This is a genomic window from Kocuria sp. SM24M-10, assembly GCF_001027955.1.
Lineage (GTDB): Bacteria > Actinomycetota > Actinomycetes > Actinomycetales > Micrococcaceae > Kocuria > Kocuria oceani.
The window spans coordinates 34,747-57,529 of sequence record NZ_LDNX01000148.1; the positions used below are offsets into that span (position 1 = coordinate 34,747).

Annotated in this window: 22 protein-coding genes; 11 read left to right on the plus strand and 11 right to left on the minus strand. The window is 69.0% G+C overall.

Going from position 1 to position 22,783, the window contains the following annotated elements; translation table 11 throughout:
- The first annotated feature begins 80 nt into the window (after window positions 1-80).
- The 5 genes from ABL57_RS18065 (at window position 81) to ABL57_RS18085 (ending at window position 4,672) form a co-directional block, all read left to right on the plus strand.
- Entirely contained in the window at window positions 81-449 is a 369-nt protein-coding gene (locus ABL57_RS18065; protein ID WP_047804868.1) for a helix-turn-helix transcriptional regulator, read from the plus strand.
- Window positions 446-1,252 (plus strand): cation diffusion facilitator family transporter, encoded by an 807-nt coding sequence (locus tag ABL57_RS18070; RefSeq protein WP_238986117.1) that lies wholly within the window; start codon window positions 446-448, stop codon window positions 1,250-1,252. Before ABL57_RS18065 ends, ABL57_RS18070 begins: the two co-directional genes overlap by 4 nt.
- 69 nt (window positions 1,253-1,321) lie before the next feature.
- Window positions 1,322-2,005: a thioredoxin domain-containing protein gene (locus tag ABL57_RS18075; RefSeq protein WP_047804869.1), complete on the plus strand. Its 684-nt coding sequence runs from the start codon at window positions 1,322-1,324 to the stop codon at window positions 2,003-2,005.
- Between the two features lie 5 nt (window positions 2,006-2,010).
- The gene (locus tag ABL57_RS18080) at window positions 2,011-4,032 is read left to right on the plus strand and encodes a cytochrome c oxidase assembly protein (protein WP_053005126.1); all 2,022 of its coding nucleotides are present in this window, start codon (window positions 2,011-2,013) and stop codon (window positions 4,030-4,032) included.
- Complete coding sequence (locus ABL57_RS18085; RefSeq protein ID WP_047804870.1) at window positions 4,025-4,672, plus strand: vitamin K epoxide reductase family protein; 648 nt, start codon at window positions 4,025-4,027, stop codon at window positions 4,670-4,672. Before ABL57_RS18080 ends, ABL57_RS18085 begins: the two co-directional genes overlap by 8 nt.
- A gap of 97 nt (window positions 4,673-4,769) precedes the next feature.
- Here the strand turns inward: ABL57_RS18085 and ABL57_RS22770 are convergent, their stop codons facing one another.
- The 7 genes from ABL57_RS22770 to ABL57_RS18120 form a co-directional block, all read right to left on the minus strand.
- A complete protein-coding gene (locus tag ABL57_RS22770) occupies window positions 4,770-4,982 on the minus strand; it encodes a hypothetical protein (protein WP_047804871.1) in 213 nt (70 codons plus the stop codon).
- A gap of 222 nt (window positions 4,983-5,204) precedes the next feature.
- Window positions 5,205-6,293, minus strand: coding sequence for a c-type cytochrome biogenesis protein CcsB (gene ccsB, locus ABL57_RS18095; protein ID WP_047804872.1), 1,089 nt, complete (start codon window positions 6,291-6,293; stop codon window positions 5,205-5,207).
- Between the two features lie 12 nt (window positions 6,294-6,305).
- Window positions 6,306-7,952: a cytochrome c biogenesis protein ResB gene (locus tag ABL57_RS18100; RefSeq protein ID WP_238986123.1), complete on the minus strand. Its 1,647-nt coding sequence runs from the start codon at window positions 7,950-7,952 to the stop codon at window positions 6,306-6,308.
- A 176-nt stretch (window positions 7,953-8,128) separates the two neighbouring features.
- Window positions 8,129-8,668 carry a TlpA disulfide reductase family protein gene (locus tag ABL57_RS18105; RefSeq protein ID WP_308216846.1) on the minus strand — a complete coding sequence of 180 codons (540 nt, stop codon included), beginning with the start codon at window positions 8,666-8,668 and terminating at the stop codon, window positions 8,129-8,131.
- Window positions 8,669-9,001: 333 nt separating this feature from the next.
- Complete coding sequence (gene lspA, locus ABL57_RS18110; protein WP_047804874.1) at window positions 9,002-9,514, minus strand: signal peptidase II; 513 nt, start codon at window positions 9,512-9,514, stop codon at window positions 9,002-9,004.
- Window positions 9,511-11,454: a cation-translocating P-type ATPase gene (locus ABL57_RS18115; RefSeq protein WP_047804875.1), complete on the minus strand. Its 1,944-nt coding sequence runs from the start codon at window positions 11,452-11,454 to the stop codon at window positions 9,511-9,513. The genes lspA and ABL57_RS18115 overlap by 4 nt, the downstream gene beginning before the upstream one ends.
- Window positions 11,451-11,837 carry a helix-turn-helix transcriptional regulator gene (locus ABL57_RS18120; RefSeq protein WP_047804876.1) on the minus strand — a complete coding sequence of 129 codons (387 nt, stop codon included), beginning with the start codon at window positions 11,835-11,837 and terminating at the stop codon, window positions 11,451-11,453. The genes ABL57_RS18115 and ABL57_RS18120 overlap by 4 nt, the downstream gene beginning before the upstream one ends.
- Before the next feature lie 81 nt (window positions 11,838-11,918).
- Between ABL57_RS18120 and ABL57_RS18125 the strand changes: the two genes are divergently transcribed.
- From ABL57_RS18125 to ABL57_RS18135, 3 genes are all read left to right on the plus strand, one after another.
- On the plus strand, window positions 11,919-12,668 hold the full coding sequence (locus ABL57_RS18125) for a cytochrome c biogenesis CcdA family protein (protein WP_047804877.1): 750 nt from the start codon (window positions 11,919-11,921) through the stop codon (window positions 12,666-12,668).
- A gap of 82 nt (window positions 12,669-12,750) precedes the next feature.
- Window positions 12,751-13,686, plus strand: coding sequence for a cysteine synthase A (gene cysK, locus ABL57_RS18130; RefSeq protein ID WP_047804878.1), 936 nt, complete (start codon window positions 12,751-12,753; stop codon window positions 13,684-13,686).
- Between the two features lie 267 nt (window positions 13,687-13,953).
- Window positions 13,954-14,550 carry a copper resistance CopC family protein gene (locus tag ABL57_RS18135; protein ID WP_101851591.1) on the plus strand — a complete coding sequence of 199 codons (597 nt, stop codon included), beginning with the start codon at window positions 13,954-13,956 and terminating at the stop codon, window positions 14,548-14,550.
- Window positions 14,551-14,783: 233 nt separating this feature from the next.
- Here the strand turns inward: ABL57_RS18135 and ABL57_RS18140 are convergent, their stop codons facing one another.
- Both ABL57_RS18140 and ABL57_RS18145 read right to left on the minus strand, forming a co-directional pair.
- On the minus strand, window positions 14,784-15,806 hold the full coding sequence (locus tag ABL57_RS18140) for an SURF1 family protein (RefSeq protein WP_047804879.1): 1,023 nt from the start codon (window positions 15,804-15,806) through the stop codon (window positions 14,784-14,786).
- Window positions 15,803-16,081 (minus strand): hypothetical protein, encoded by a 279-nt coding sequence (locus ABL57_RS18145; protein ID WP_082157557.1) that lies wholly within the window; start codon window positions 16,079-16,081, stop codon window positions 15,803-15,805. The genes ABL57_RS18140 and ABL57_RS18145 overlap by 4 nt, the downstream gene beginning before the upstream one ends.
- 194 nt (window positions 16,082-16,275) lie before the next feature.
- Here ABL57_RS18145 and ABL57_RS18150 point away from each other — a divergent pair, with 194 nt between their 5' ends.
- From ABL57_RS18150 to ABL57_RS18155, 3 genes are all read left to right on the plus strand, one after another.
- Window positions 16,276-16,614 carry a hypothetical protein gene (locus ABL57_RS18150; RefSeq protein ID WP_139318648.1) on the plus strand — a complete coding sequence of 113 codons (339 nt, stop codon included), beginning with the start codon at window positions 16,276-16,278 and terminating at the stop codon, window positions 16,612-16,614.
- A 279-nt stretch (window positions 16,615-16,893) separates the two neighbouring features.
- Window positions 16,894-17,037 (plus strand): hypothetical protein, encoded by a 144-nt coding sequence (locus tag ABL57_RS22485; RefSeq protein ID WP_158041319.1) that lies wholly within the window; start codon window positions 16,894-16,896, stop codon window positions 17,035-17,037.
- 905 nt (window positions 17,038-17,942) lie between these two features.
- The gene (locus tag ABL57_RS18155; RefSeq protein ID WP_053005131.1) at window positions 17,943-18,929 is read left to right on the plus strand and encodes a chitinase; all 987 of its coding nucleotides are present in this window, start codon (window positions 17,943-17,945) and stop codon (window positions 18,927-18,929) included.
- A gap of 45 nt (window positions 18,930-18,974) precedes the next feature.
- Here the strand turns inward: ABL57_RS18155 and ABL57_RS18160 are convergent, their stop codons facing one another.
- Both ABL57_RS18160 and ABL57_RS23605 read right to left on the minus strand, forming a co-directional pair.
- Entirely contained in the window at window positions 18,975-21,326 is a 2,352-nt protein-coding gene (locus ABL57_RS18160; RefSeq protein ID WP_238986118.1) for a bifunctional polysaccharide deacetylase/glycosyltransferase family 2 protein, read from the minus strand.
- Between the two features lie 583 nt (window positions 21,327-21,909).
- Window positions 21,910-22,344, minus strand: coding sequence for an integrase core domain-containing protein (locus ABL57_RS23605; RefSeq protein WP_053005133.1), 435 nt, complete (start codon window positions 22,342-22,344; stop codon window positions 21,910-21,912).
- Between the last annotated feature and the right edge of the window lie 439 nt (window positions 22,345-22,783).

The following is a 22,783-nucleotide window of genomic DNA, read 5'->3' on the forward strand; positions in this document are numbered from 1 at the left end:
AAGAATGCAAGCTGGACATTGCCCGATCATCCAGGGGAGCCCCATCTCATTTGATACAGCTTCTACTGTACGGTTAGTGCATGAGGATCTTGTCCCCGGTCGAGGTGATGTCTCGCTTCGGCAAAGCACTGGCCGATCCCACCCGGGCCGCGGTGCTGCTGCAGCTGCAGCAGGGCCCGGCGGTGCCTTCGGAACTGGCGGACCGGATCGGGGTGAGCCGTCAGACCCTGTCCAACCATCTGGCCTGTTTGCGTGACTGCGGGCTGGTCGTGGGCGTGCCGGCCGGGCGCAACGTGCGCTATGAACTCTCGGACCCGAAGCTGACCCACGCGCTGGAAGATCTGCTGGGCACCATCCTCACCGTCGAGTCGGTGTGCCAATGCAGGACGCCCGAGTGCGCCGCTGCGGACCGCACCGATGACGCCACCACCCAGGAGATCCCGGCATGAGCGCGGAGCACCACCACGCCCACGCCACCATCGGGCGGCGGGGCAAGCTGGCGGTGGTCTTCGCCATCACCGCCACGATCATGGTCGCCGAGATCATCGGCGCGGTGATCTCGGGCAGCCTAGCGCTGCTGGCCGATGCCGGACACATGCTCACTGACTCGGCCGGACTGCTGATCGCCTTCACCGCTGCGACCTTGGCTCTGCGACCGGCCACGGAGAAACACACCTGGGGTTACCAGCGCGCTGAGATCGTCGCCGCGGCCGCCCAAGCGTCCGTGCTGCTGGCCGTGGGCGGATTCATCGCCGTCGAAGGGGTGCGCCGGCTGTTGGAGCCACCGGAGGTCGAGTCCACGGCCATGCTCTGGTTCGGAGTGATCGGCCTGGTCGGCAACGTCATCGGCCTGGCCATCCTCGCCTCCGGGCGGGGGGAGAACCTGAACATGAAGGCCGCGTTTCTGGAGGTGGCCAACGACGCCCTGGGCTCGGTGGCGGTGATCGTCTCCGCGATCGTCATCGCCACCACCGGGTGGACCCGGGCGGATGCGATCGTGTCCTTGTTGATTGCCGCCCTGATCGTGCCCCGGGCTCTGATCCTGCTGCGCGACACCATTGAGGTCCTGATGGAAACCACCCCGAAGGGCCTGGACCTCGAGCAGGTCCGCACCCGCCTGGAAGCCCTGCCGCACGTGGTGGGTGTGCACGACCTGCACGCCTCAAGGATCGACTCCGACACCCCGGTGCTCTCGGCCCACGTCACCGTTCACGACGGCTGCCTGAGTGCTGAGCACACCGGGGTGGTGTGAGACCCTCCACCCCTGACCCCCTCCCATCCCTGGTACACCCTGCTGCCCGAGACTGAACGGAAACCCCCTGTGAGCACTACCGCCAGCACGCCCACCCCACAGCAGAAGCCCTCGAAGGCCAAGATCATCGTGTGGGTCCTCCTGGCTGCCGTCGTGGCGGCCGTGGCCATCCCGATCCTCATCGCCCGGGCCAATTCCACCCCGGCGGTGCCCGACGACGCGGGGCAACTCGTGCGGGAGAACAGCCGGGTGCTCTCGAAGGCCCCCAACGAACAAGCCGTGCTGGTGGAGTTCCTGGACTATGAGTGTGAAGGGTGCCGGGCCGCCTACCCGTTCGTCGAGGAGCTGCGGGCCGAATACGCCGACACCGTCACCTTCGTCCACCGCTACTTCCCGTTGCCGGGCCACCGCAACTCCATGAACGCCGCCCTCGCGGTGGAGGCCGCGGCCCAGCAGGGACAGTACGAGGCGATGTACCAGCGCATGTTCGAGACCCAGGAACAGTGGGGAGAGTCGGGCGAGGACCAGAGCGCGGTCTTCCGCGGCTTCGCCGAAGACCTCGGCTTGGACATGGCCGCCTTCGATGCCGCGGTGGCCGATCCGGCCACCCAAGAGCGCATCGAGCTCGACGTCGCCGACGGTGAGGCTCTGGGGGTGGGCGGGACCCCGACGTTCTTCCTCAATGGGGAGGTGCTCAACCCCGAGTCCCTGGAAGCCTTCCGGGACGCCGTCGAGACCGCGGCCACCGACTGACAGTGATGAAGGCCTCCTCACCCCACACGTCCACCCCGCCGCTGCCCCTCCGCACGATTCCCAGGCCGGCGCCGGCTGGGCGGCGCCGGCGCGCCGTCGCTGCCGTCTGCATCGGTGTCGGGCTGGTGACCCTGGCCGTGCTGTGGATGGCCCTGGGCTCCTCCGGGGCCACCGCGCCCCGGGAGGTGCTCGACCCCGGGGCCCTGGTGCGCTGGGGGCTGCCGCTGGCCACGACCGTGCATCACCTGGCCATGGGCATCACCTGGGCCGGGCTGGTCTTCGCCACCACCGTAGTGCCCCGATCCACTCCGGTCACCGGGGCGGGGCAGGCCGGGGCCGAACACCCGGCCTTCGCCCGGGCCATGACGGTGGCCGCGGCCGCCGCCGGGGTGTGGACCCTGGCCGCGGTCGCGATCATCGTGCTCAGCTACGCCGACACCATCGGGACCCCGGTCTCCGGCTCGGCCGAGTTCACCGGGCAGCTGGGCTACTACGTGACCCGTCTGATCCCTGGCCAGGCGTGGGCGGTGACCGCTGTGACCGCGGCCCTGACCACCACCCTGGCCGTGCTCGCCCGCTCCCCGGTGCCGGTGGCCGCCACCGCCCTGGTGGCCCTGGCCGCCGTCATCCCGCTGTCCCAACTGGGACACGTGGCCGGGGTCGATGACCACAACGGGGCCGTCAACGCTCTGGCCCTGCACCTGCTCGGTGCCGGGATCTGGACCGGCGGGATCATCGTGCTCGCCCTGCTCGCCCCGCTGCTGACCATTCCGGCCGCAGGCCACCAGACGGCTCGGACCGTGCTGGAACGCTTCTCGACCCTGGCCGGGGTGGCCTTCGTCCTGGTCGCCGTCTCGGGGGTCATCAACACCATCTACCGGATCGGTGGCTGGGACGGGCTGAACTCCGGCTACGGGGCACTGGTGATCGCCAAGACGATCGCCACCGTGGCCCTGGGCGTGCTGGGGTACCTCAACCGCCGGGCGATCACCGCCGGCACCCCGAGGCTGGGCCGGGTGTGGCGACTGATCACCGTGGAAGTCTTCATCCTCTGCGCCGTGATGGCCCTGGGCGTGGCCCTAGGGCGCACTCCCACTCCGGTGCCCCTAGAGCGGCAACCGGACATCACCCCCGCGGAGATCCTCACCGGCTACCTCCTGCCCCCGCCCCTGAGCTTCTCCGGCTGGTTCACCCAGTGGCGCGTCGACTGGCTGTGGATCGCCGTGGCGATCCTCGCCGCCTGTCTCTACCTGGGCGGGGTACGACACCTGCGCCGCACCGGCGCACCATGGCCGGTGGCGCGCACGGCCGCGTTTATGGCCGGTCTGGTGCTGCTGGTCTACGTCACCTGTGGGGCGATGGCCCTCTACGCCCCGATCCTGTTCAGCGTCCACACCACCGCTCACCTGCTGCTGAGCTTCCCGGTGCCGCTGCTGCTGATCGCCGGGGCCCCCGGCCGCCTGGCCGCGGCCCTGGTGCCGACCCGCACCGACGGCAGCACCGGGGCGCGCGAGCTCGCCGCCGCATGGCGCACCTCCCGGGCCGGGGCCCTGCTGGCTCACCCGGCCCCGGCCGGGATCCTGGTCCTGGCAGGGCTGGGTGTCTTCTACTACACCCCCGCCTTCGCCCTGGCCCTGCACACCCACGTCGGCCACGAACTGATGAACACCACCGCCGTGGCCCTGGGCCTGATCTTCGCTACCGCCGCGCTGGCCGCCCCACCGGACCGCAGAGCGGTGCGCACGCAGGCCTTGGTGCTGCTCGCGGTGGCCACCGTGCTGGGGATCTGGGCGGTGTTCACGGCCCTGTCACCGACGGTGATCCAACCAGAGTGGTTCTCCGGACTCGGCCGAGACTGGGGGCCCTCCCCGCTGGCGGATCAACAATCCGCAGCCACCAGGATCATCCTGGCCGGGGTCCTGCCCCTGCTGGCCGCGGCCCTGGCCGTCCTGGCCCGAGGACACCAGCACGGCACCACCGACGCCACCGTTGATCGAGGAACCCCCAAGGACATCCACCATGGCTGAAACCACCACCAGCGCCCACCCTCACCCAGGCGCCGGCCCGGTCGCCGAAGAGCACCTGCCCGGCTTCGCCCGCCACCGCCCCTTCGCCCTGGTCCTGTTGGTGACCGGGGTGATCGGGTGGGTCGCCTCGGCGATCCTGGTGCTCGAGCGCCTTCAGCTCTACAAGGACCCGGGCCACGTCACCAGTTGTGACATCAACCCCTGGGTGTCCTGCGGGCGCGTCATGGGCACCTGGCAGTCGGAACTCTTCGGCTTCCCCAACCCGCTGATCGGCATCGTCGCCTTCGCGGTGGTGATCACCACCGCCATGGCCGCCCTGGCCGGGGCACAGTTCGGACGCTGGTACTGGATCGGCCTGCAGGCAGGGGTCACTCTCGGGGCGGTGTTCGTGATCTGGCTGTGGTCCCAGGCGCTGTTCACCATCTACATCCTGTGCCTGTACTGCATGATCGTGTGGGCGGCGATGATCCCGCTGTTTCTCCTGCTCACCGTGCGCAACCTCGCCCACGGCATCATCCCCGCCCCGCCCCGGTTGGTGCGGTTTGCCTCCGAGTGGGCCTGGACTCTGGTGGTCATCGCCTACGTGGCCGTGGCGGCCTCGGTGTTCTTCCGCTTCTTTTCTATCTTCACCGGTCTCTGACCAGCCCCTGAGCGACCTCGGCTCCGGCGTCTCTCGATGGAGAGGCGCCGGGGCCGAAATCTGTCCGGGATCAAAGGAGGGGACCGCCCCCTCAGCGTCAGGGGGTGCAGCTGTTCCTGGTGGTCCTCGGTGAGATCTCTGCGCGGGCATAGCGCTCCGGCGGGATCGACTGGGTGCGTCGGCCGTCGCCGCGGGATCCACTTCCGCTGAGGCCATCGATGATCGAGCGATCGCCCAGCGCCCCGAATGCCAGTACGCCGATCAGCAGCACCACCACTATTAGCAACAGGAGCCACAGCCCCATGTCCATCACGCCACGGCAGCGCACCGCACGGGGGACCTTCGCGAGTTGGTGAGGACCGGGCAACTGCGCATCCTGCTCGCGACGTCAAAAAGATATCCGCCGGGCCGTGGCGGCGCCGGGACAACCACCGTGAAAGGACTGCTCTTGGCATCGGGAGTTCATCACGGTGCTGGCCGGGGGCCACGATCGGCCCACCCTGCGCTGAGCCGGAGGCCCGCTCCGCGGGGCTTACAGCCCGGAATAGGAGTGCAGTCCGGTGAACACCGTGTTCACCACGACGAAGTTGAAAATGACGCAGAGGTAACCCGCGATCGACAGCCACGCCGAGCGGGTGCCGGTCCAACCGCGGGTGGCGCGGGCGTGCATGTAGGCGGCGTAGACCACCCAGATCACGAACGTCCACACTTCTTTGACGTCCCAGCCCCAGTAGCGCCCCCAGGCCTGCTCGGCCCAGATCGCGCCGGCGGCCAGGGTGAAGGTCCAGAACGCGAAGCCGACCGCGTTGAGCCGGAAGGACAGGTTCTCGAGCGCCTGGGAGGAGGGGACCATGGCCAGGAAGCCCATACCGGGGGCCTCCCCGGCGAGGATCGTCCGCTCCCGCCGGGCCTGCAGCAGCTGCAGGACCGCCATGGCGAAGGTGATGGTGAAGATCCCGGAGGCGGCCACCGCGATGGACACGTGGATCACCAGCCACCAGGACTGCAGGGCCGGGACCAGCGGGCCCACCGGGGTGGGGAACCCGATGGTGGCCGCGGTCAGCATGATCACCACGAGCCCGGACACGAGGACCCCCACGAAGCGCAGGTCACGCCGCCACAAGGAGACGAGGTAGACACCGGCCACGACCAGGGCCCCGGTGGTGGAGAACTCGTACATGTTGCCCCACGGCACCCGCGCCGCGGCGATCGCGCGGGTCACTACAGCTGCCGTGTGGAGGGCGAAGCCCAGGACCATGACCGTCACAGCCACCCGCGCGGCCGGGCGGCGTTCCCCGGTGTAGCGCATCTGCGCATCGGCCACGTGCTCGGCCAGCACAGAGCGGGCAGCGGCGCGGTAGCCGCGCCCGCGGTCCCCGGCGCCCAGACCGGCCCGCGGGTCGGTGGCCTCCAGGGGGCGCGCGTTCCCGGCGCCGGCCGACGCGGCGCCGATCAGCGCACGGTCGGCCTCGGTGTGGCGGCCGGTCTGTCCGGGTGCGTGGAGGGTCTTGGCGTGGGGGGCCATGTCCCAGGCGAAGGCGATGAAGCTGACCAGGTAGGTCATGGCGGCCAGGAGCATGAACAGTTCGCTCCAGGTGCCCAGGGTCTCGTTGACGGGCATGGGCACTTCCTCTCAGTTGGTGGTGGGGCCGCGGCGGGCCCGGTCCGTGGTCTTCTCGGGGGCAGACTCTGTGCGGTCACCGGCGTCATCGCGCACCCCGATCGCCTTCCAGTGGGTGGTGAACAGCTCGCCCAGCGACTCGGCCTCCGTACGCAGTCGGGGGTCCTCGCCGCGGGCCAGCAGCCCGTACTCCACCACGGTGGCCGGACGGCCCTGATCGTCGAGGTCGGTGGTGGCGCGCACCCAGACGCGGCGGCGGGAGATGAACATCGACATCAGCAGCCCGGCGAAGGCGGCCACGAAGGAGATGAAGGCCCCGGTGCGTCCCGGGTCGTAGACGATGTCCAGGCCCACGTAGCGCTTCACGTCCAGAAACTCGATCGTGCCCTTGCCCTCGGGCAGCTCGTGCACGGGGTTCGCGGCGTCCAGGGTGATCGCCCCGTTGTCACTCATCATCGAGTTGAGCTCGGTGAGCGGTGCCACGTCGAGGACGTACACGTTCTGCGGCTTACCGGTGTCCAGGCCCAGATCCCCGTAGTAGGAGGACAGGATCAGGCGGGGGTTGGCCAGACCCGGATCGCCCGAGCGCGGCATCCCGTCCGGGCCGGTGACCGCGGTGGGCAGCAGCAACCCGGTGAAGCCCAGCTGGTCGGGGCGCGCGTCGGGGACCTTGAGGGTCAGGTTGGAGGTGTAGACCCCATCGACCGGGATCGTCACCACCGGGCCCTCGAACGCCACCTCCCCGTTGCCGTCGGTCACCCGGATCACCGGGGCGTAGCCGTTGCCCACCAGGTAGGACTTCACCCCGTCGACGTTGACCGGTGCATTGACTTTCAACGTCTCCTGCCGCGGGGCCGCACCGGGGGCGTCCTCGATGGTGACCTCGGCGGTGAAGTCGATCGGGGCCCCGTAGTTCCGAGGGTTGGTGGTGTCGCGGTAGAACTCGGAGGAGAAGTCGTCCAGGCGCAACGAGAAAGGGGGCAGCCAATCGGGGTTGTAATTGGTGCCCGGGGTGAAGGAGTCATAGCCGATCAGGGTGTTCACGAAGGACTCGTCCTCCACCAAGATTTTCTGCCCCTTGTAGCCGAACAAAGAGCCCACGGCCACGGAGATCAGCACCCCCAGCAGGGCCAGGTGGAAGACGACGTTGCCGACCTCCTTCCACATCCCCCGCTCGGCGGCCACCGACGGGGCGGCCGTGCCGGTCTCGCGTACGGCCACCCGATAGCCGCGCCTTTTGAGCAGCCGGGCGGCCTCAGCCACGACCTCGTCCGGGGCCGGTGCCGCCGCGCTGTCGCACCCGCCCAGGGTCAGGGACCGGTGTTCGGGCAGCCGCTCCAGCCGACGTGGGGTGCGCGGAGGCTCGGCCCGCCACGCCCGCCAGTGCTTGCCCGCCCGCGGGAGCACGCAGCCCACCAGGGAGACGAACAGCAGGATGTAGATCGCGGAGAACCACGCCGAGGAGAAAACATCGAAAAGCTGCAACCGGTCCAGCCACGGTCCCAGGGTCGGGTTGTTGTCGATGTAGTCGCTCACCCGAGCGGGGTCCTGGATGCGCTGGGGGAAGATCGACCCGGGCACAGCCGCGACGGCCAGCAGCAGCAGCAGGAACAGGGCGGTATTCATCTTCGTCAGCTGGGTCCAGGCCCACCGGGCCATGCCCACTGGTCCCAGAACCGGAACCTCGACATCGCCGGGACCCTGGCCGGACCCGCCGGAGGGAGCACTCCGGGCATTTCTGCTGGTGGTGTCCTCGGGAGTGTTCTCGGCGTCGCCGGTGGCGCTCACGGTGACCTCTTCGTCCCCGGGGCGGGGACCGGGTGGAGTGCCGGTGCTCATGCCGTCTCAGCCGCCACGTCGGCCAGGAGCGTTTCGAGGATCGAGCGATCGGCCAGGCCCAGGATGCGGGCCGCCACCCGACCTTGGGCGTCGAGCACCAGCGTGGTGGGCACCGCCTGCGGGGGCACGTAGGCGCTCAGGGCCATCAGCACGTCCCCGTCCTTGTCTTCGAAGGAGGGGTAAGGGATCTCGAAGGTGCGCTCGAAGGCTTGCGCGGTGGCTCGCTCGTCGCGCAGGTTCACCCCGTAGAAGGTGACCTGCCCCGCGAAGCGCTGGGCGAGCTCCTTCAGATCGGGGGCCTCCACCCGGCACGGGGCGCACCCGGCGTACCAGAAGTTCAGCAGGACGGGGGTCCCGCGCAGGTCCGCGGCCGAGGCCTGGGTGGCGTCGAAGAAGGTGCCGGTGAACTGCACCGGTTCCCCGCGCTGGTCCGGGGCGTATGCGGAGACCGTGCCGTCCCCGCCGATGTAGCCCTTCCCATCTCCGGCATTGGCCTGCTGGGCCAGCGAGTCCTCCTCGGCACCGCAACCAGTCAAGCTCGCTCCAAGGGCACCCAGAGCGGTCAGGGAAAGCACACGGCGTCGGGACAGCGTGGCCGTGGGGAGGATGAGGCGGGAGGTCGCGAACATTTCACCAGGGGATCAGATCGAGGTGGGCAGGAGATGACCGGGTCGAACCCCACTCACTATGGCCAGCGAAACTGATGAGCCCCTGGACGCCCCTCCTGTCGGCGCTCCGGGACGGAGCTCGCCCAGGCCCGGGGGGCACCCCCACCGGCGTGCTCATGCGGTAGGCACCTCATGGCCATGGGATCCGTTCCCGCCGACATGGAACGGTAGGAAAAGCTGTGACGGGTGACCGGCCACCTCTTATGCGTGGTCCTCGGTGCGCGGTGGCACCATCGTGCCCACCAGGAGGGCAACCACCCCGGTGGTGACGAAAACGTCGGCGAGGTTGAAGGTGGGGAACCACCCGGTGTGCAAATAGTCCACCACCCCGTCCCCGTCGAGGCGGTCGAGGAAGTTCCCGATAGCGCCCCCGAGCAGCAGGGTCGCTCCGACGCGGGTGAGCCGGGTGAGGGTGGGTACCGCAATGAGCAGGTACCAGGTCAGCCCGGCGATGATCGCCCCGGTCGCGGCGATGACGACCCAGGAGGGCAGGGCCGCCCCGAGGCTGAAAGCCACCCCGGGATTGTGGTGCAGGCGCAGCATGAGCAGCCCCAGATCCACCGCCTCGCCGCTCGCAAGCCGGGCTTCGGCCACGGCTTTGACGATCAGGTCGACGGCGGCCAGCCCTGCCGCCCCGACCAGCAGAACAACTGTCCTGCGGCGGGTCTCCGGCCTGCTCGAGGCGCCGGTGCGGGGCGGGGGAGCGTCGCTCATGCGGCCGGTTCCAGGGACGGTGCGGGCTGGGCGGCCGGGCGCGCAGTGTCACGGCGGATCCGGCCGGCGCGCACCCCGTTGGCGATGATCAGGATCTCGGCCACCTCGTGCACCAGCACCACCGCGGCCAGCCCCAGGATGCCGAACAGTGCCAGGGGGATCAGCACCGCGATCAGCGCCAGGGACACCCCGACGTTCTGCAGCATGATCGACCGGGTCCGCCGGGCGTGGCCGAGGGCCTGGGGCAGGTGCTGGAGGTCCTCGCCCATCAAGGCGATGTCGGCGGTCTCGATGGCCACGTCGGTGCCCATCGCGCCCATGGCGATGCCGATGTCGGCGGTGGCCAGGGCCGGGGCGTCGTTGACGCCGTCACCGACCATCGCCGTGGGGCGCTGCTCCTTGAGGGTGCGGATGATCTCCGCCTTGTCCTGTGGGCGCAGGTCGGCGTGGACCTGGGTGATGCCGGCGGCCTGGGCCAGGGCGGTGGCGGTGAGGGTGTTGTCCCCGGTGAGCATCGCGGTGGTGTACCCGGCGCGGTTGAGCCGGGTGATCACCTCTCGGGCTTCCGGGCGCAGCTCATCACGCACCGCGACTGCCCCGATGACATCCCCGTCCTGCTCGATGAGCACGGCCGTGGCACCGGCGCGCTGCATCCGCTCGATGTCTCCGGCCAGGGGCCCGGGGGTGATCCACCCCGGGCGGCCCAGGCGCAGGCGCGCACCCTCGAAGGTGCCGAACAGCCCGGCCCCGGGAACGGTGTCCACCTGGGTCACCTCGGCCTGCTCAGGTGTGGCGGCGAGGATGGCCCGGGCCAGGGGGTGTTCGCTGCGGGCCTCCAGCCCGGCCGCCAGCGACATCACCCGTTCCCGGGTCACCCCGGGACTGGTGGCGACCTCGATGACGGCCGGGTTGTTGCGGGTGAGGGTGCCGGTCTTGTCCAGGGCGATGGTGCCGATCTTGCCCAGGGTCTCCACCGCGGCACCGCCCTTGATCAGCACCCCGATGCGGCTGGCCGCCCCCACCGAGGCCACCACGGTCACGGGCACCGAGATCGCCAGCGCACACGGTGAGGCCGCCACCAGCACGACCAGGGCGCGTTCGAACCACAGCAGCGGCTCCCCGACGATGAACCCGTAGGCCACGATCAGGGCCGCGGCGATGAGGATCCCCGGCACTAGCTTGCTGGCGATGGCATCGGCCAGCCGTTGGCCGGGGCCCTTGCGGGACTGCTCGGTCTCGACGATGTGCACGATCTTCGCCAGAGAGTTGTCCTCGGCGGTGCTGGTGACCTCGACCTCCAGCGGGCCGGTGCCGTTGATGGACCCGGCGTAGACCTCCGAACCCGGTCCGACCTCCACCGGCACGGACTCCCCGGTCAGCGCCGAGGTGTCCACCGAGGTGCGCCCGGTGAGGATCCGCCCGTCGGTGGCCACCCGCTCCCCGGGACGGACCACCATCCGGTCCCCCGGCACCAGCTCGGCCGGGGACACGGTGGCCGGCACCCCGCCCCGGAGCACCGTGGCCTGATCCGGGACCAGGTCCAGCAGCGCGCGCAACCCGCGCCGGGTCCGCGCCACCGAGTACTCCTCCAGCGCCTCGGCGATCGCGTAGAGGAAGGCCAGCGCCGCCGCCTCCTCGATCGCGCCCAGGGCTACCGCCCCGACGGCGGCGATCGTCATCAAGGTCCCGACCCCGATGCGGCCCTTGGCCAGTCGGCGCAGCGTGGAGGGCACGAACGTCCACCCCGCCAACCCCAGCGCCACCACGCTCACGGCGGTGACCAGCCACTCGGGGCCGTCCATCAGGTGGGTGGCCCACCCGACTGCCAGCAGCACGCCGGCCGCGGAGGCGAACCGCACCTCGCTCACCTGCCAGAAACCGGCCGGCCCCGCTTCCTCGTGGTGGGCAGGCTCATCGTGGGCGCAGCAGGCATCACTCATCGCACAACCTCCGGGGCCTGTCGGGTCTGCTGGGCGTCCAGACCGTAGTTCGGGCACAGGCTCACGGCGTTGCCAGTGGCCGACAACAGCACCTCGGCGGCAGCGAGCATGTCCAGCAGCTCCGGGCGGGTCAGCGAGTAGTACACGCTGCGCCCCTGCGCCCGACCCTGCACCAGCCCGCAACCGCGCAGGCACGCCACATGGCCTGACACGGTGGACTGGGCCAACCCCAGTTCGCTGGTGAGATCACGTACCCGCACCTCCCCGACGGCCATTCGTTGCACGATGGCCAGCCGGGTCGGATCGGACAGGGAGTGGAACAATGCCGCCGCCGGATCCAACGCCCCGCAGGGGGCCTGCGGAACATACTCAGAAATCGTCATGGGCCGATGATAGCCTCATTTTGGGTTGACAGTGGTCATGTGCGGTAGTCTCGGGGCGCCCCCTGGCCCGAGGAGACTGTGATGACGATTGGCGGCTACTTTGCCGAGACGGTGAACTCCGGGGCCCTGCTCATCGCTGTGCCCCTGGCGATGATCGCCGGGATTGTCTCTTTCATCTCCCCGTGCATTCTGCCGCTGGTGCCCGGCTACCTCGGCTATGTCTCCGGGCTGGCCGATCCGACTCGGGCGGACAACCGCCGGCGGGTGCTGGCTGGGGTGGGGCTGTTCATCCTGGGCTTCGCGGCGGTGTTCACTCTCTACGGGGCGGCCTTCGGCGCCATCGGGGGCTGGCTGGTGCGGTGGCAGGATCCGCTGATGCGGGCCTTGGGGGTGTTCGTGGTGCTCATGGGACTGGTGCTGGTCGGGAAGTTCTCCTTCCTGCAGCAGACCAAGAAGCTGTCCTTCCAACCCCGCACCGGCATCGCCGGCGCCCCGCTGCTCGGGGTGGTCTTCGGCCTGGGCTGGACACCGTGCATGGGCCCGACCCTCAGTGCCGTGCTGGCGCTGAGCACCACCACCGGAGGGGCCTGGCGCGGGGCCCTGCTGGGCTTCACCTACTGCCTGGGCCTGGGCATCCCTTTCGTCCTGGTCGCGGCCGGGCTCAACTGGGTCACCACGACCCTGAGCTACATCCGCCGCAACATCCGCACCTTCAACCTCGCCGGCGGCTCCGTGCTGATCGCCGTGGGGCTGCTGATGGTGACCGGGATCTGGATGCAGTGGATCTACCAGCTCCAAAGCCTCGCCGGCACCTTCATCACCCCCGTCTGAGTCCCCGGAGAACATCCCCAATTTGTGACGCACCGAACCCCCAACACCCAACGATTCACCACACCATCACCGAGGAGCACACATGGCGAAGATCTACCACGACGTCACCGAGATCGTAGGCCGCACCCCGCTCGTCCGGCTGAACCATCTGGATGAGGGCCTGCCCGGCAACGTCGCCGTGAAGCTGGAGTTCTACAGCCCCGCCAACTCCGTCAAGGACCGGATCGGCGTGGCCATCGTCGACGCCGCGGAGAAGTCCGGGCAGCTCAAGCCCGGCGGCACGATCGTCGAGGGCACCTCCGGCAACACCGGCATCGCCCTGGCCATGGTCGGCGCCGCCCGCGGCTACAAGGTCATCCTGACCATGCCCGAGACCATGTCCACGGAGCGGCGGGTCATGCTCCGCGCCTACGGCGCCCAGATCGTGCTCACCCCCGGCGCCGAGGGCATGCGCGGCGCGGTCGACAAGGCCCAGGAGATCGTCGAGTCCACCGAGAACGCCGTGCTGGCCAAGCAGTTCGCCAACGAGGCCAACCCGGCGATCCACTACGCCACCACCGGCCCGGAGATCTGGGAGGACACCGACGGCGAGGTCGACGTGTTCGTCTCCGGCGTGGGCACCGGCGGCACCATCACGGGCGCGGGCCGCTACCTGCGCGAGCAGAAGCCGGACATCCGCCTGATCGTGGTCGAGCCGGCCGACTCCCCGCTGCTCACCGAGGGCAAGGCCGGGCCCCACAAGATCCAGGGCCTCGGGGCGAACTTCGTCCCCGACAACCTCGACCGCGAGATCTACGACGACGTCTACGACGTGACCGTGGAGGACTCGGTGCGGGTCGCCCGCGAGCTGGCCACCCAGGAGGGCATCCTCGGCGGGATCTCCTCGGGGGCCATCGTGTGGGCCGCCCTGCAGGAGGCCGCCAAGGAGGAGAACCGGGACAAGCTGATCGTGGCCATCGTGTGCGACTTCGGGGAGCGCTACATCTCCACCCTGCTCTACGAGGACATCCGCGGCTGAGGCCCTGCCCGGGTTGCCGCGCTACGTTCAGCATTGCGCGTCCGGGACGCCATGACGCATTCCGGTGCCGGACGCCGGTTGCTACAGCTGGTGGCGCTCACCGGTCTCGGATCCGACTCCAAGAGCCGGTCTCGGCTGGACGCCTCCGGTGGCGGGCGGGATGGCTCCCCGCGCCTGGCACCGGATCTCTATCTCCCGCCGCACCCCCCAGGTGCGGCGGCGCAGCCTGACGCACCCACTCCTCACCCCCGAAGGGACCCCAGTGCCATGCTGACCACCACTTCTGCCCTGCGCCGTACCGCCGCCACCGTGAGCGCGGTCGGCGCCCTGACCGCCCTGGGGCTGGTCCCCGCCGCCGCTCATGACGAGGTGCTGAGTACCTCCCCCGAACAGGGCGCCGTGCTGGAGACCGCCCCCGAACAGATCGAGCTCTCCTACAGCGGGGAGATCATGGACATCGGTCACCAGGTGCTGGTGACCGGCCCCGAGGGCCAGTCCGTGACCGAGGGCCCGCTCGAGCGCGACGGTTCCCAAGTGGTCCAGCCCCTGGCCGCGGCCGGGTCCGAGGAAGGGACCTACCAGGTGGTTTGGCGGGTGGTCTCCAGCGACGGCCACCCCATCGAAGGCACCTACACCTACGAGGTGGGTGACGGCGCGGACACCGCGACCCCGGCCCCCAGCCTCAGCAGCACCCCGACCGAGGCCCCCGCTGACAGCTCGGACAGCTCCGCCCCAGCCCAGGACGCGGCCGCACAGGAGAGCTCCGAGGGTCTGTCCGGGTGGGCCCTCGGCGCCGCCGTGGTGGTGCCGGCCCTGGCCGTGATCGGGCTTCTGGTCTTGGTCTCTCGCCGCCGCAAGAGCTGAACCCCTGCAGCCGGGCTGGCGCAGGAGCCCTGCGCGGAAGGACCTGGGGGCGGGCGCCGCGACTGTGGTGGTCCTCCTGGGCCTTGCTGATGCTCGACGCGGGGTAGGTGCCAGTCCCCGAAATCACACCGCTGCCGCACGGATGACTGCGTGAAGCCCATCGCTTCAGCAACCGCTCGACAGCGCGACCGGGTCACAGGACGTATTGACTCTCTTCTTGGAGGAACGGAGCACTAGTCCATGGCGCGGACCGCAGCTGGGCTCATGGTCCGATTCTCGGTCCCGTCCATGACCCCGTCCTCGAAGGCGTCCAGCAGGGCGTCTTCCTCCTCCTCCCACGTCGGCCGGTGGCGCCGGCGCTGCGGCTTGGGTCGCATCAGGGACTTCAAGTGGGCCGGCATGTCGTCGGCCATCTCCATCTGGCGGATGACGAGCTCCTCCTCGCCCTCGCCCACGTAGTTGCCGTCCTCGTCGTAGAACTGGGAGAGGTGGCGTTCCATCTCTGCGGCGTACTGGCGGTCCCAGGCGTCGTTGCGGGCCTGCTGCCGGGCGGCGTAGCCGTAGGCCACGAAGAACAGGGCGGCGAAGGCGTACCACTGCAGGGAGTAGGACAGGTGCGGTCCGGAGTCGATCTCGGGCTCGGGCGCGGGTGCGGGAGCCACGGCCGGGGCCGGGTCCTCGGCGAAGACCTCGGCGTAGGCGGCCGTGCCGATCGGCCGATCCCACCGCTCCTGGAGCTCCTGGAGCTGGATGGTGGCGATCTGGCCCTCCGGGGCGCCGCGGTCCACAGCCGGCTCCCCGGGACGCAGCCGCGCGGTGACGCTCACCTGCCCGGTGGGCGGGGCCGGGACCTCGTCGGGCATCCCGTTGGCGGCCGAGCCCGTGGGGATCCAGCCGCGGTCCAGCACGACCACGTCCCCGGCTTGCGTGCGGAAGGGCACGAGGACCTCGTAGCCCACGCGCCCGTCCTGGGGACGGTTGCGCACGAGGACCTGGTCCTCGGCCAGGTACTCGCCGGTCAGCTCCACCGGGTGCCAGGTGAGGGTGGGGTCGTGGGCGGCGAACTGCGCGGCCGCCTCGTTGCCGGTCAGCGGCTCGGCCCGGTAGTTGCGGGTGATCTTGGCGTTCTCCCCGACCAGGTGGTCGTTGCGGTCCATCTGCCACCCGGCCAGGTACACGGAGACCGCCGCGGCGGCGCAGGCCAGGGCGAAGAAGCCGAGCCACTTCCCGCTGAGCAGGAACCGGTAGTCGCTCACGGCCGGTCCTCCCCGGTGGGCCCGTCGTGGCCGAGCGGGACGGTGTTCTTCCAGAAGCCCTGGGCGCGGAGGAACTTCTCGAGGTCCTCGCGGTGGTCGGGGCACGCCAGCCAGCTCTTGCGGTGCTGGGGGGTGTGGATGCGCGGGTTGTTCCAGCGGATCCGCCACGCGGCGTCGGCGCGGCAGCCCTTGCGGGAGCACTGCGGGTTGTCGGGGCCGCCCGGTGGTGCCTCGGATTCGTGCAGGGACAGCGATCTGAGCCGGTCGGACTCCACGGCAGTCGTGCTCCTCGGGGTGCTCGGTCAGGCTTCCGGAACAGCCCCGCGGCGGGCTCAGGCCGCGCCGCGGCTCCGGGAGGTGTCGTCCTCGACAGTAGCGGAGGAAGCCGGGTCCCCGCTGGGAGCAGCTGTGCCCCAGAGCCCGACCTCGCGGCCTGCGGGCCCCCGTCGCGGCCCTCCCCGTTGTCGCCGTGATCGGTGATGATCTCACCCTCCAACACGAGGTCCATGTCCCAGGAGAACAGCGCGGGCGGGCGCGACTGCTGAAGATAGACGGCGGATTGGTGTCGGAGCTTGCCGGCGAGGTGATAAAGCTACAGGCGGACTCCACCGTGGTCGTTACAGCCGGCGGAGTGGTGTTCGTGAGCTGGTGGTGGCCACAGGCGCTCTCCGCCATCTCCATCCTGTGCCTGTACTGCATGAGCGTGTGGGCAGGGATGCTCCCAGTGATCCTATTGCTGAGCGTGCGCAACCTCGTCCACGGCATCATTGCTGCCCCCGTCGCCCTGATGCGGTTTGCTGACGAGTAAGCCTGAACCCTCCTGGCCATCACCTACGTGGTTGTGGCGGCCTCGGTGTTCATCCGCTTCTTCACCGCTTCCTCTGGCCTGTGAGCATTCATCCACCGCCTCGATGCCACCACCGGGTCCGGGGGCGGGTTTTCAACCTGGCGCCCCTCGGCCCCGTGAAGTCGAGCGCACAGCAGGGCGTCGATCACTGGGCGGCCGGAGGCAGGCTCGCCACCCAGACCACGCCCGCGGCGACCTGCACCACCCCCAGCGCCCGAATCAGGCCGGGACACTCGAGGAATGAGCGCATCGCTTGCCGCCACTGGCTGCGGCGGCGGGCACGGTCCGTCGTTGATCATCATCGTGGGCACCGTTTCTGCCACCTGCCGCTACGATGGCACCAGCCGACACTGCTGCGGCAAGTGGTTGCGCCGTTGCGAGTGAAGAAGGCATGGAGGGGTTAGGGGACCGTTCCAGCGCACCACACCACATGCCCACCGCCACCTCGGTGGAAGTCGCGGAGAAGATCCTGTGGCTGCGCCCGTAGTACCATTTCGACCCGGAAAAGATCGTGATGTATCTGCTGCGCTACCACGACGTGACCTTCAGCGCCTCCGGAGTCTGGTGGTTACTGCACAAGGCCGGCATCAGCCGTCTGCTGGCCTCTCGACGCTACAAGCGCACAGACACCACCCGGTGGAAGCGCTACGCGAAACGGCGCCCCGGCCAGCAACTGCGAATGGACGTGAAGTTCATCGAGCCGCTGATCGGGCCGGACAGGCCAAAAAGTAATACCCGTACATCGCCATCGACGACTGCACCCGCCTGCGGGCCTTACCTGCCTATCCGCGCAACGACCAGGAGACCGTCATCCAGTTCATCGACTACGTTCTGGCCCAGCCGTCCTTCGCCGTGGATCGTGTCCAGACCTCCAATGGTGAGAAGCTCGGCTCGGCGCTGCACTGGCACATCCTCGACGAGGCCACCGGCCATGGGTACACCAAACCCCGCGCACCCCTGCTCAACGGGAGGTTGGGACGTTCTTACCGAATCGACTCCGAGGGGTTCTATCAACTGCTCGTGGGCCGGGTCATTGACGACACACAACTGTTCACCGAGAAGCTCTCGGAGTGGGAGGGCTACTGCTATTACCACCGAGGGCCCCACGGAGCCTTCGGCGGACGGGCACCCTTCGAATGCCGCCGACAGAGGATCCAAGGCCCACGGTCACCAGCCTCCGTCAGTTGCACGCTGATCCGCTCCGCGACATGAACGATGACGGCGCAGCTTTTCGCCGCCCCGCGGGGGGCTGTTCGGGGCGGGGTCTGCGGCGCAGGCTGACTCTGGGGTTGCTCGGCGCCGCAGGCCTGGCCCTGACCGGCTGCGGTGCCCAGCACGATCCGTGGTTCGGTGGCTACGTCAACGCCACGTCCTACCCGTACTTCGACTTCGGGACGGAAGCCGCGGGGCAGTCCCATACGGTGCTGGGGTTCGTGGTGGCCGATCCCGAGGATCCTTGCTCCCCGTCCTGGGGCGGCTACTACGGGCTCGACGAGGCGCAGGAGACCCTGCGGATGGAGCAGCAGATCGCGGGGCTGCGGGAGGCCGGCGGCGACGTGGTGGTCTCCTTCGGCGGTGCGGCCGGCAACGAGCTGGCCACCGCCTGCACCGATCCGGACCGGCTGCTCACGGCGTACCGGGCGGTGCTCGAGCGCTACGACGCGAGCATCGTGGACTTCGACATCGAGATGGACGACCTCGAGGACCAGGAGGCCAATCAGCGGCGGGCCGAGGTCCTGGCGCGGCTGCAGGAGGAGCGGGACGAGCCCCTGGAGGTGTGGGTCACGCTGCCGGTGGCACCGCACGGTCTGGACGAGGACCCGGTGGAGGTCGTGGCGCAGCTGCTCGCGGCCGAGGTGAATCTCGCCGGGGTCAACCTGATGACCATGAACTACAGCGAGAGCAAGCCTGCGGGGCAGTCCATGGTGGCGGCCTCGCAGGAGGCGGCCCGATCCGCGCACGGCCAGCTCACCGCGCTGTGGGAGGCGGCGGGCCACAACCTCTCCGCGGAGCAGGTGTGGCACCGCATCGGCCTGACCCCGATGATCGGGGTCAACGACGCCCCCGGGGAGGTCGTCGATTTGGAGGCGGCGGCCGAACTCAACCGCTTCGCCCGGGACCAGGGCGTGGGGCGGATCTCCTACTGGTCTTTGAACCGAGACCGGTCCTGCGACCCCGAGGACGGCGACCCGGCCGAGGCCAACGACTTCTGCAGCGGACTCGAGCAGGAGACCGGGGAGTTCACCCGGGTCCTCGGCGAAGGCTTCGACGAATAGCCGGATCACCGGACAGCGAGTAGCGGCGACCCGCGCGTGGCGGGCTCAGATGCGCTGCGCGTCCGCGCTGCGGTTCGACACCGACTCGATGTCCAGCACGCTGTTGGTGCGTTCGGGCTTATACCAGCCGATCATCTTGCCCTTGAGCGCCTGGAGCAGGGAGGCGTAGAGGAGGTAGGCGCGCAGGGGCTCGTAGATGATCCGGTAGACGGGCACGACCAGCAGATGGGTCCAGGACTCGCCGACCATGCGGATGGCGATGACGCAGATGATGGCGTGGATGGCCAGCACGAATCCGGCGAAGGCGGCGATGGGCTGCCAGTTGCCGGCGGCGATGTTGATGCCGGCCATGAGCACGGTCAGGGGCAGGAAGACCAGCGGGATGAGGGTGGCGAGCATGGTGTAGGGCAGGGCGACCATGCCGAGGAAGCCGTAGCGGGGGTTGAACAGCATCCCGGCGTGCTTCCACAGGGCCTGGAGGTTGCCGTAGGTCCAGCGCAGCCGCTGCTTGGCCAGCCCGCGCACGGTCATCGGGGCTTCGGTCCAGGCCACGGCCTGATTCTCCTGGATCACGGCCCAGCCCAGCTTTTGCAGGGTCATGGTGAGGTCGGCGTCCTCGGCGAGAGTGTCGTGGGAGTAGCCGCCGGCGGCCTGCAGGGCGTCTTTGCGCCAGGCCGCGCAGGCGCCGGGGACGATGGAGATCGCCCCGGCCACGCCTTCGCCCATGCGGGTCACGCAGATCCCGGAGATGTACTCCAGGGACTGCCACATGGTGAGGATTCCGCGGCGGTTGCCGACCTTCACGTGCCCGGCCACGGCCCCGACCGGGTGCTTGGTGTCCTGGTCGTAGAAGTGGCGGGCGAACATCCGGACGGTCTGGGGTTCGAAGAGCGTGTCCCCGTCGAGGGTCACCACGATCTCTCCCCGGGCGGCCATGATGCCGTGGTTGGAGGCGATGGACTTGCCACCGTTGGGCTGGGTGAGCACCCGCAGCGCCGGCCATCGTGCGGCGTAGTCGCGCATGATCGCCAGGGTGTTGTCGGTGGAGCCGTCGTCGACAGCGATGACTTCGAGGTTCGGGTAGTCGCTTGCGGCCAGGGCGGCCAGGGTGCGCTCGACCACGGGTTCTTCGTTGAACACGGGCAGGATCACCGAAACCAGGGGCAGGTCGGCCTCGGGGATGTCCCGCCACACCCGGTGCTTCTGGCGGCGGTGGCCGATCAGCGCCAGCACCACGTAGAGGGCGGACATTAAGGTCAGAGACCCGATGCCGAACCAGAAGAGCCAGCCCATGACCACGTCCGGAGTGACCATGAGGGTGGTCAGGGCGAAGGCGGTGGCGTCGTCGGCCAGGGCAGGTTCGGTGCCGGCCACCGGCAGGTAGCCCTCGGGGACGATGGGGGCGAAAGTGGAGAAGGTGTAACCGGCGGCCTTGGCCTCGGTGATCAGCTCCTTGAGCGCGGCCACGGTGGCGGTGCGGTCCCCGCCGCCGTCGTGCATGAGCACGACGCGGCCCTCGCCGTCGAGCGCGGGCAGATCGATGTCCTGCCCGGGGCTGTAGGCCCAGTCCCGGGTGTCGAGGTTGAAGTCCACGTGCAGATAACCCATCTGCTGGGCCTCCAGCACGGGCAGGGCCTTGTTGTCCGGGTCACCGGTCGGAAGACGGAACAACGGAGTCGCGTAGCCACCGACGGAACGCATGGCCCGGTCGGTGCCGATGAGCTCCTCACGGTTGCGGAAACCGTCCTCCCACGAGGTGAAGTGGGTCATGGTGTGATTGCCCACCATGTGCCCCTCACGGATTACGCGCTCGAAGAGCTCGGGGTTCTTCACCACGTTGGTCCCGACGGTGAAGAACGTGGCCGGCACCCCCTCGGCGGAGAGCACGTCGAGGATCTCGGAGGTGAACTCGGCATCGGGGCCGTCGTCGAAAGTGATGATCAGCTGGCGGTCGGGAATCTCACCGAACCGCTCCATGGCGTACGGGCGGTCGCCGACGAGCTGGGCTTCCTCCTCACTGAGCGTGCGGAGGACCTCGTCGCTGAACGGATCCGCCAGCACGGTTTGCCCGTCGAGCTCCTCGATCAGGCCGATCCGCGAGAACGGATTCGACGCGTCCCCGAGCAACGGGATGTCCTCCGTGTCCCCGGTGGCGATCAACTCGCGCGGATAACCGGGGTCCTGGTTCAGCGGCTGGTCCCAGGGCTGAGCCAGTGCCTGAGGCAGGACCCAGGACACCATACCGACGACGAGGACGAGCAGCACCATCAAGGTGGCCAGGATGCGGTACCATCGCTTGCCGCTGGGGTCGTAGAACACCGGCGGCGCCGCGGTGCTGCCCGAGCGGTCGACTTGTCGACGGCGCGGAAAATCCTGATCGTCCCACCTGTGGCGCACAGCAAACTCATTCCCCCGGACGGCGATTCGTCCCCCGACGAATCGATCGGCTCGTCCCCCCGGACGGCCCGACGGGATCAGCGTGCCAGGTCCAACGGATCGTGTCACAAGTGCGAATATGTATGAATGCACACCAAATACATCGAAAAGCATTAGTATGTGATTGCTAAAGCGGAATCTTGCAGAGGAGATATGTACTACCGTGTAATTGATGTTTTGAGAACATCACCGGATCGGGGGACAGGACCGGATAGATCTGTCCGCCGATGTGGTGACACAAAAGTCAAGGATTATGCAGATGCGTGACAGCGGTCCGGGTCCGAATCCGCAAAGTCCCCGACACCCCATGCGTGGTCGACCCACTCTCCGGGTCCCCGCCCACCATGACAGCAGCGCATACGGCAGTGGCCGGGCCAGGGGCAGGTCGAGGTTGCTCTCCTGGAAGTAGAAGCCTTCGGTGGGCTGGGTGAAGTCCACAGACACCTTCTCCACACCCTCCTCGAAGGGGGGGGTCCAGAACCCGAGAGGCGGTGACCCCGCGTCCAGCTCACAGAGCGCCTCGGCGTAGCCGGTATCTGAGGCGCTACCAGCCTCTTGTCTCCTTCGGGGGCCATTCGCCACGGAATCTGCCAACCTTTTGATTCATCTCGTCGGTTGGATTGCTGTGTTCGGTTCGGGTCGGTTGATCCAGGCGGTCCCGGGCAGGCTCAGGGGGCTCGGTGTGCTTGCGGTCAAACCTCTCCGGGGTGGCCGCGTAGGCCTGGGACAGGGACACTGGGCGCGCTGCTCGCACGGCGCCGGCCCGGCCGTGGTGGACGTCGTAGGGGGTGTGCATCCCGATCCCGGAATGGCGGTGCTCGGTGTTGTACCAGCGGTAGAAGGCCGCGCAGAATGCCCGGGCGTCCTCGAGGGAGCCGAACGCGTCGGGGAAGTCGGGACGGTACTTCAGCGTCTTGAACGCCGCTTCTGAGTAGTAGTCGTTCGGGCACCACCACTTGGCCCAGCGGTGAGGGGACATGCCTGGCTTGCCAGCTGGAACGAGAAGTAAAATCGAGGGGCAAGCTTGGCGTATTCCCGGGATGGATCGGGCAAGGGTCCAGAGCGGAATTGCTCCCGCTCAAGGGCAACGTCAAGAGTCGGGGACAACCACCCTGCACGCACCGCAGACTGCGCGGTGGAGTGCTCCTCGGCTAAGGGCGCGCCGATCCTCTTCGCCGAGGGGTGCGCCCTTCTTGCCTCACTTCCGGTCCCCGCCGCCAGGAATGTGGACGAATCAGATCAACGGCAGATCTGCGTGAGCCGCCACTCGAGGTCAGGGTGAACCCACCGACGCCTGGATCAACCGACCACCGGCCGCAGAACCAGCCGCCGCCTGACACCCGCTGGCCTCAAACATCCTGAAAATTTCCGCAGCCCCGGTGTCGACGACGGGTCAACGACGGGCTGGGTCCGTGCTC

Coding starts and splice junctions, on each gene's coding strand:
- ABL57_RS18080 (WP_053005126.1), top strand. CDS start 2,011: ATGAAGGCCTCCTCACCCCACACGTCCACCCCGCCGCTGCCCCTCCGC.
- ABL57_RS22770 (WP_047804871.1), bottom strand. CDS start 4,982: ATGGACATGGGGCTGTGGCTCCTGTTGCTAATAGTGGTGGTGCTGCTG.
- ccsB (WP_047804872.1), bottom strand. CDS start 6,293: ATGCCCGTCAACGAGACCCTGGGCACCTGGAGCGAACTGTTCATGCTC.
- ABL57_RS18120 (WP_047804876.1), bottom strand. CDS start 11,837: ATGACGATTTCTGAGTATGTTCCGCAGGCCCCCTGCGGGGCGTTGGAT.
- lspA (WP_047804874.1), bottom strand. CDS start 9,514: ATGAGCGACGCTCCCCCGCCCCGCACCGGCGCCTCGAGCAGGCCGGAG.
- ABL57_RS18070 (WP_238986117.1), top strand. CDS start 446: ATGAGCGCGGAGCACCACCACGCCCACGCCACCATCGGGCGGCGGGGC.
- ABL57_RS18125 (WP_047804877.1), top strand. CDS start 11,919: ATGACGATTGGCGGCTACTTTGCCGAGACGGTGAACTCCGGGGCCCTG.
- ABL57_RS18135 (WP_101851591.1), top strand. CDS start 13,954: ATGCTGACCACCACTTCTGCCCTGCGCCGTACCGCCGCCACCGTGAGC.
- ABL57_RS18065 (WP_047804868.1), top strand. CDS start 81: ATGAGGATCTTGTCCCCGGTCGAGGTGATGTCTCGCTTCGGCAAAGCA.
- ABL57_RS22485 (WP_158041319.1), top strand. CDS start 16,894: ATGAGCGCATCGCTTGCCGCCACTGGCTGCGGCGGCGGGCACGGTCCG.
- cysK (WP_047804878.1), top strand. CDS start 12,751: ATGGCGAAGATCTACCACGACGTCACCGAGATCGTAGGCCGCACCCCG.
- ABL57_RS18100 (WP_238986123.1), bottom strand. CDS start 7,952: ATGGCCCGGTGGGCCTGGACCCAGCTGACGAAGATGAATACCGCCCTG.
- ABL57_RS18085 (WP_047804870.1), top strand. CDS start 4,025: ATGGCTGAAACCACCACCAGCGCCCACCCTCACCCAGGCGCCGGCCCG.
- ABL57_RS23605 (WP_053005133.1), bottom strand. CDS start 22,344: ATGTCCCCTCACCGCTGGGCCAAGTGGTGGTGCCCGAACGACTACTAC.
- ABL57_RS18115 (WP_047804875.1), bottom strand. CDS start 11,454: ATGAGTGATGCCTGCTGCGCCCACGATGAGCCTGCCCACCACGAGGAA.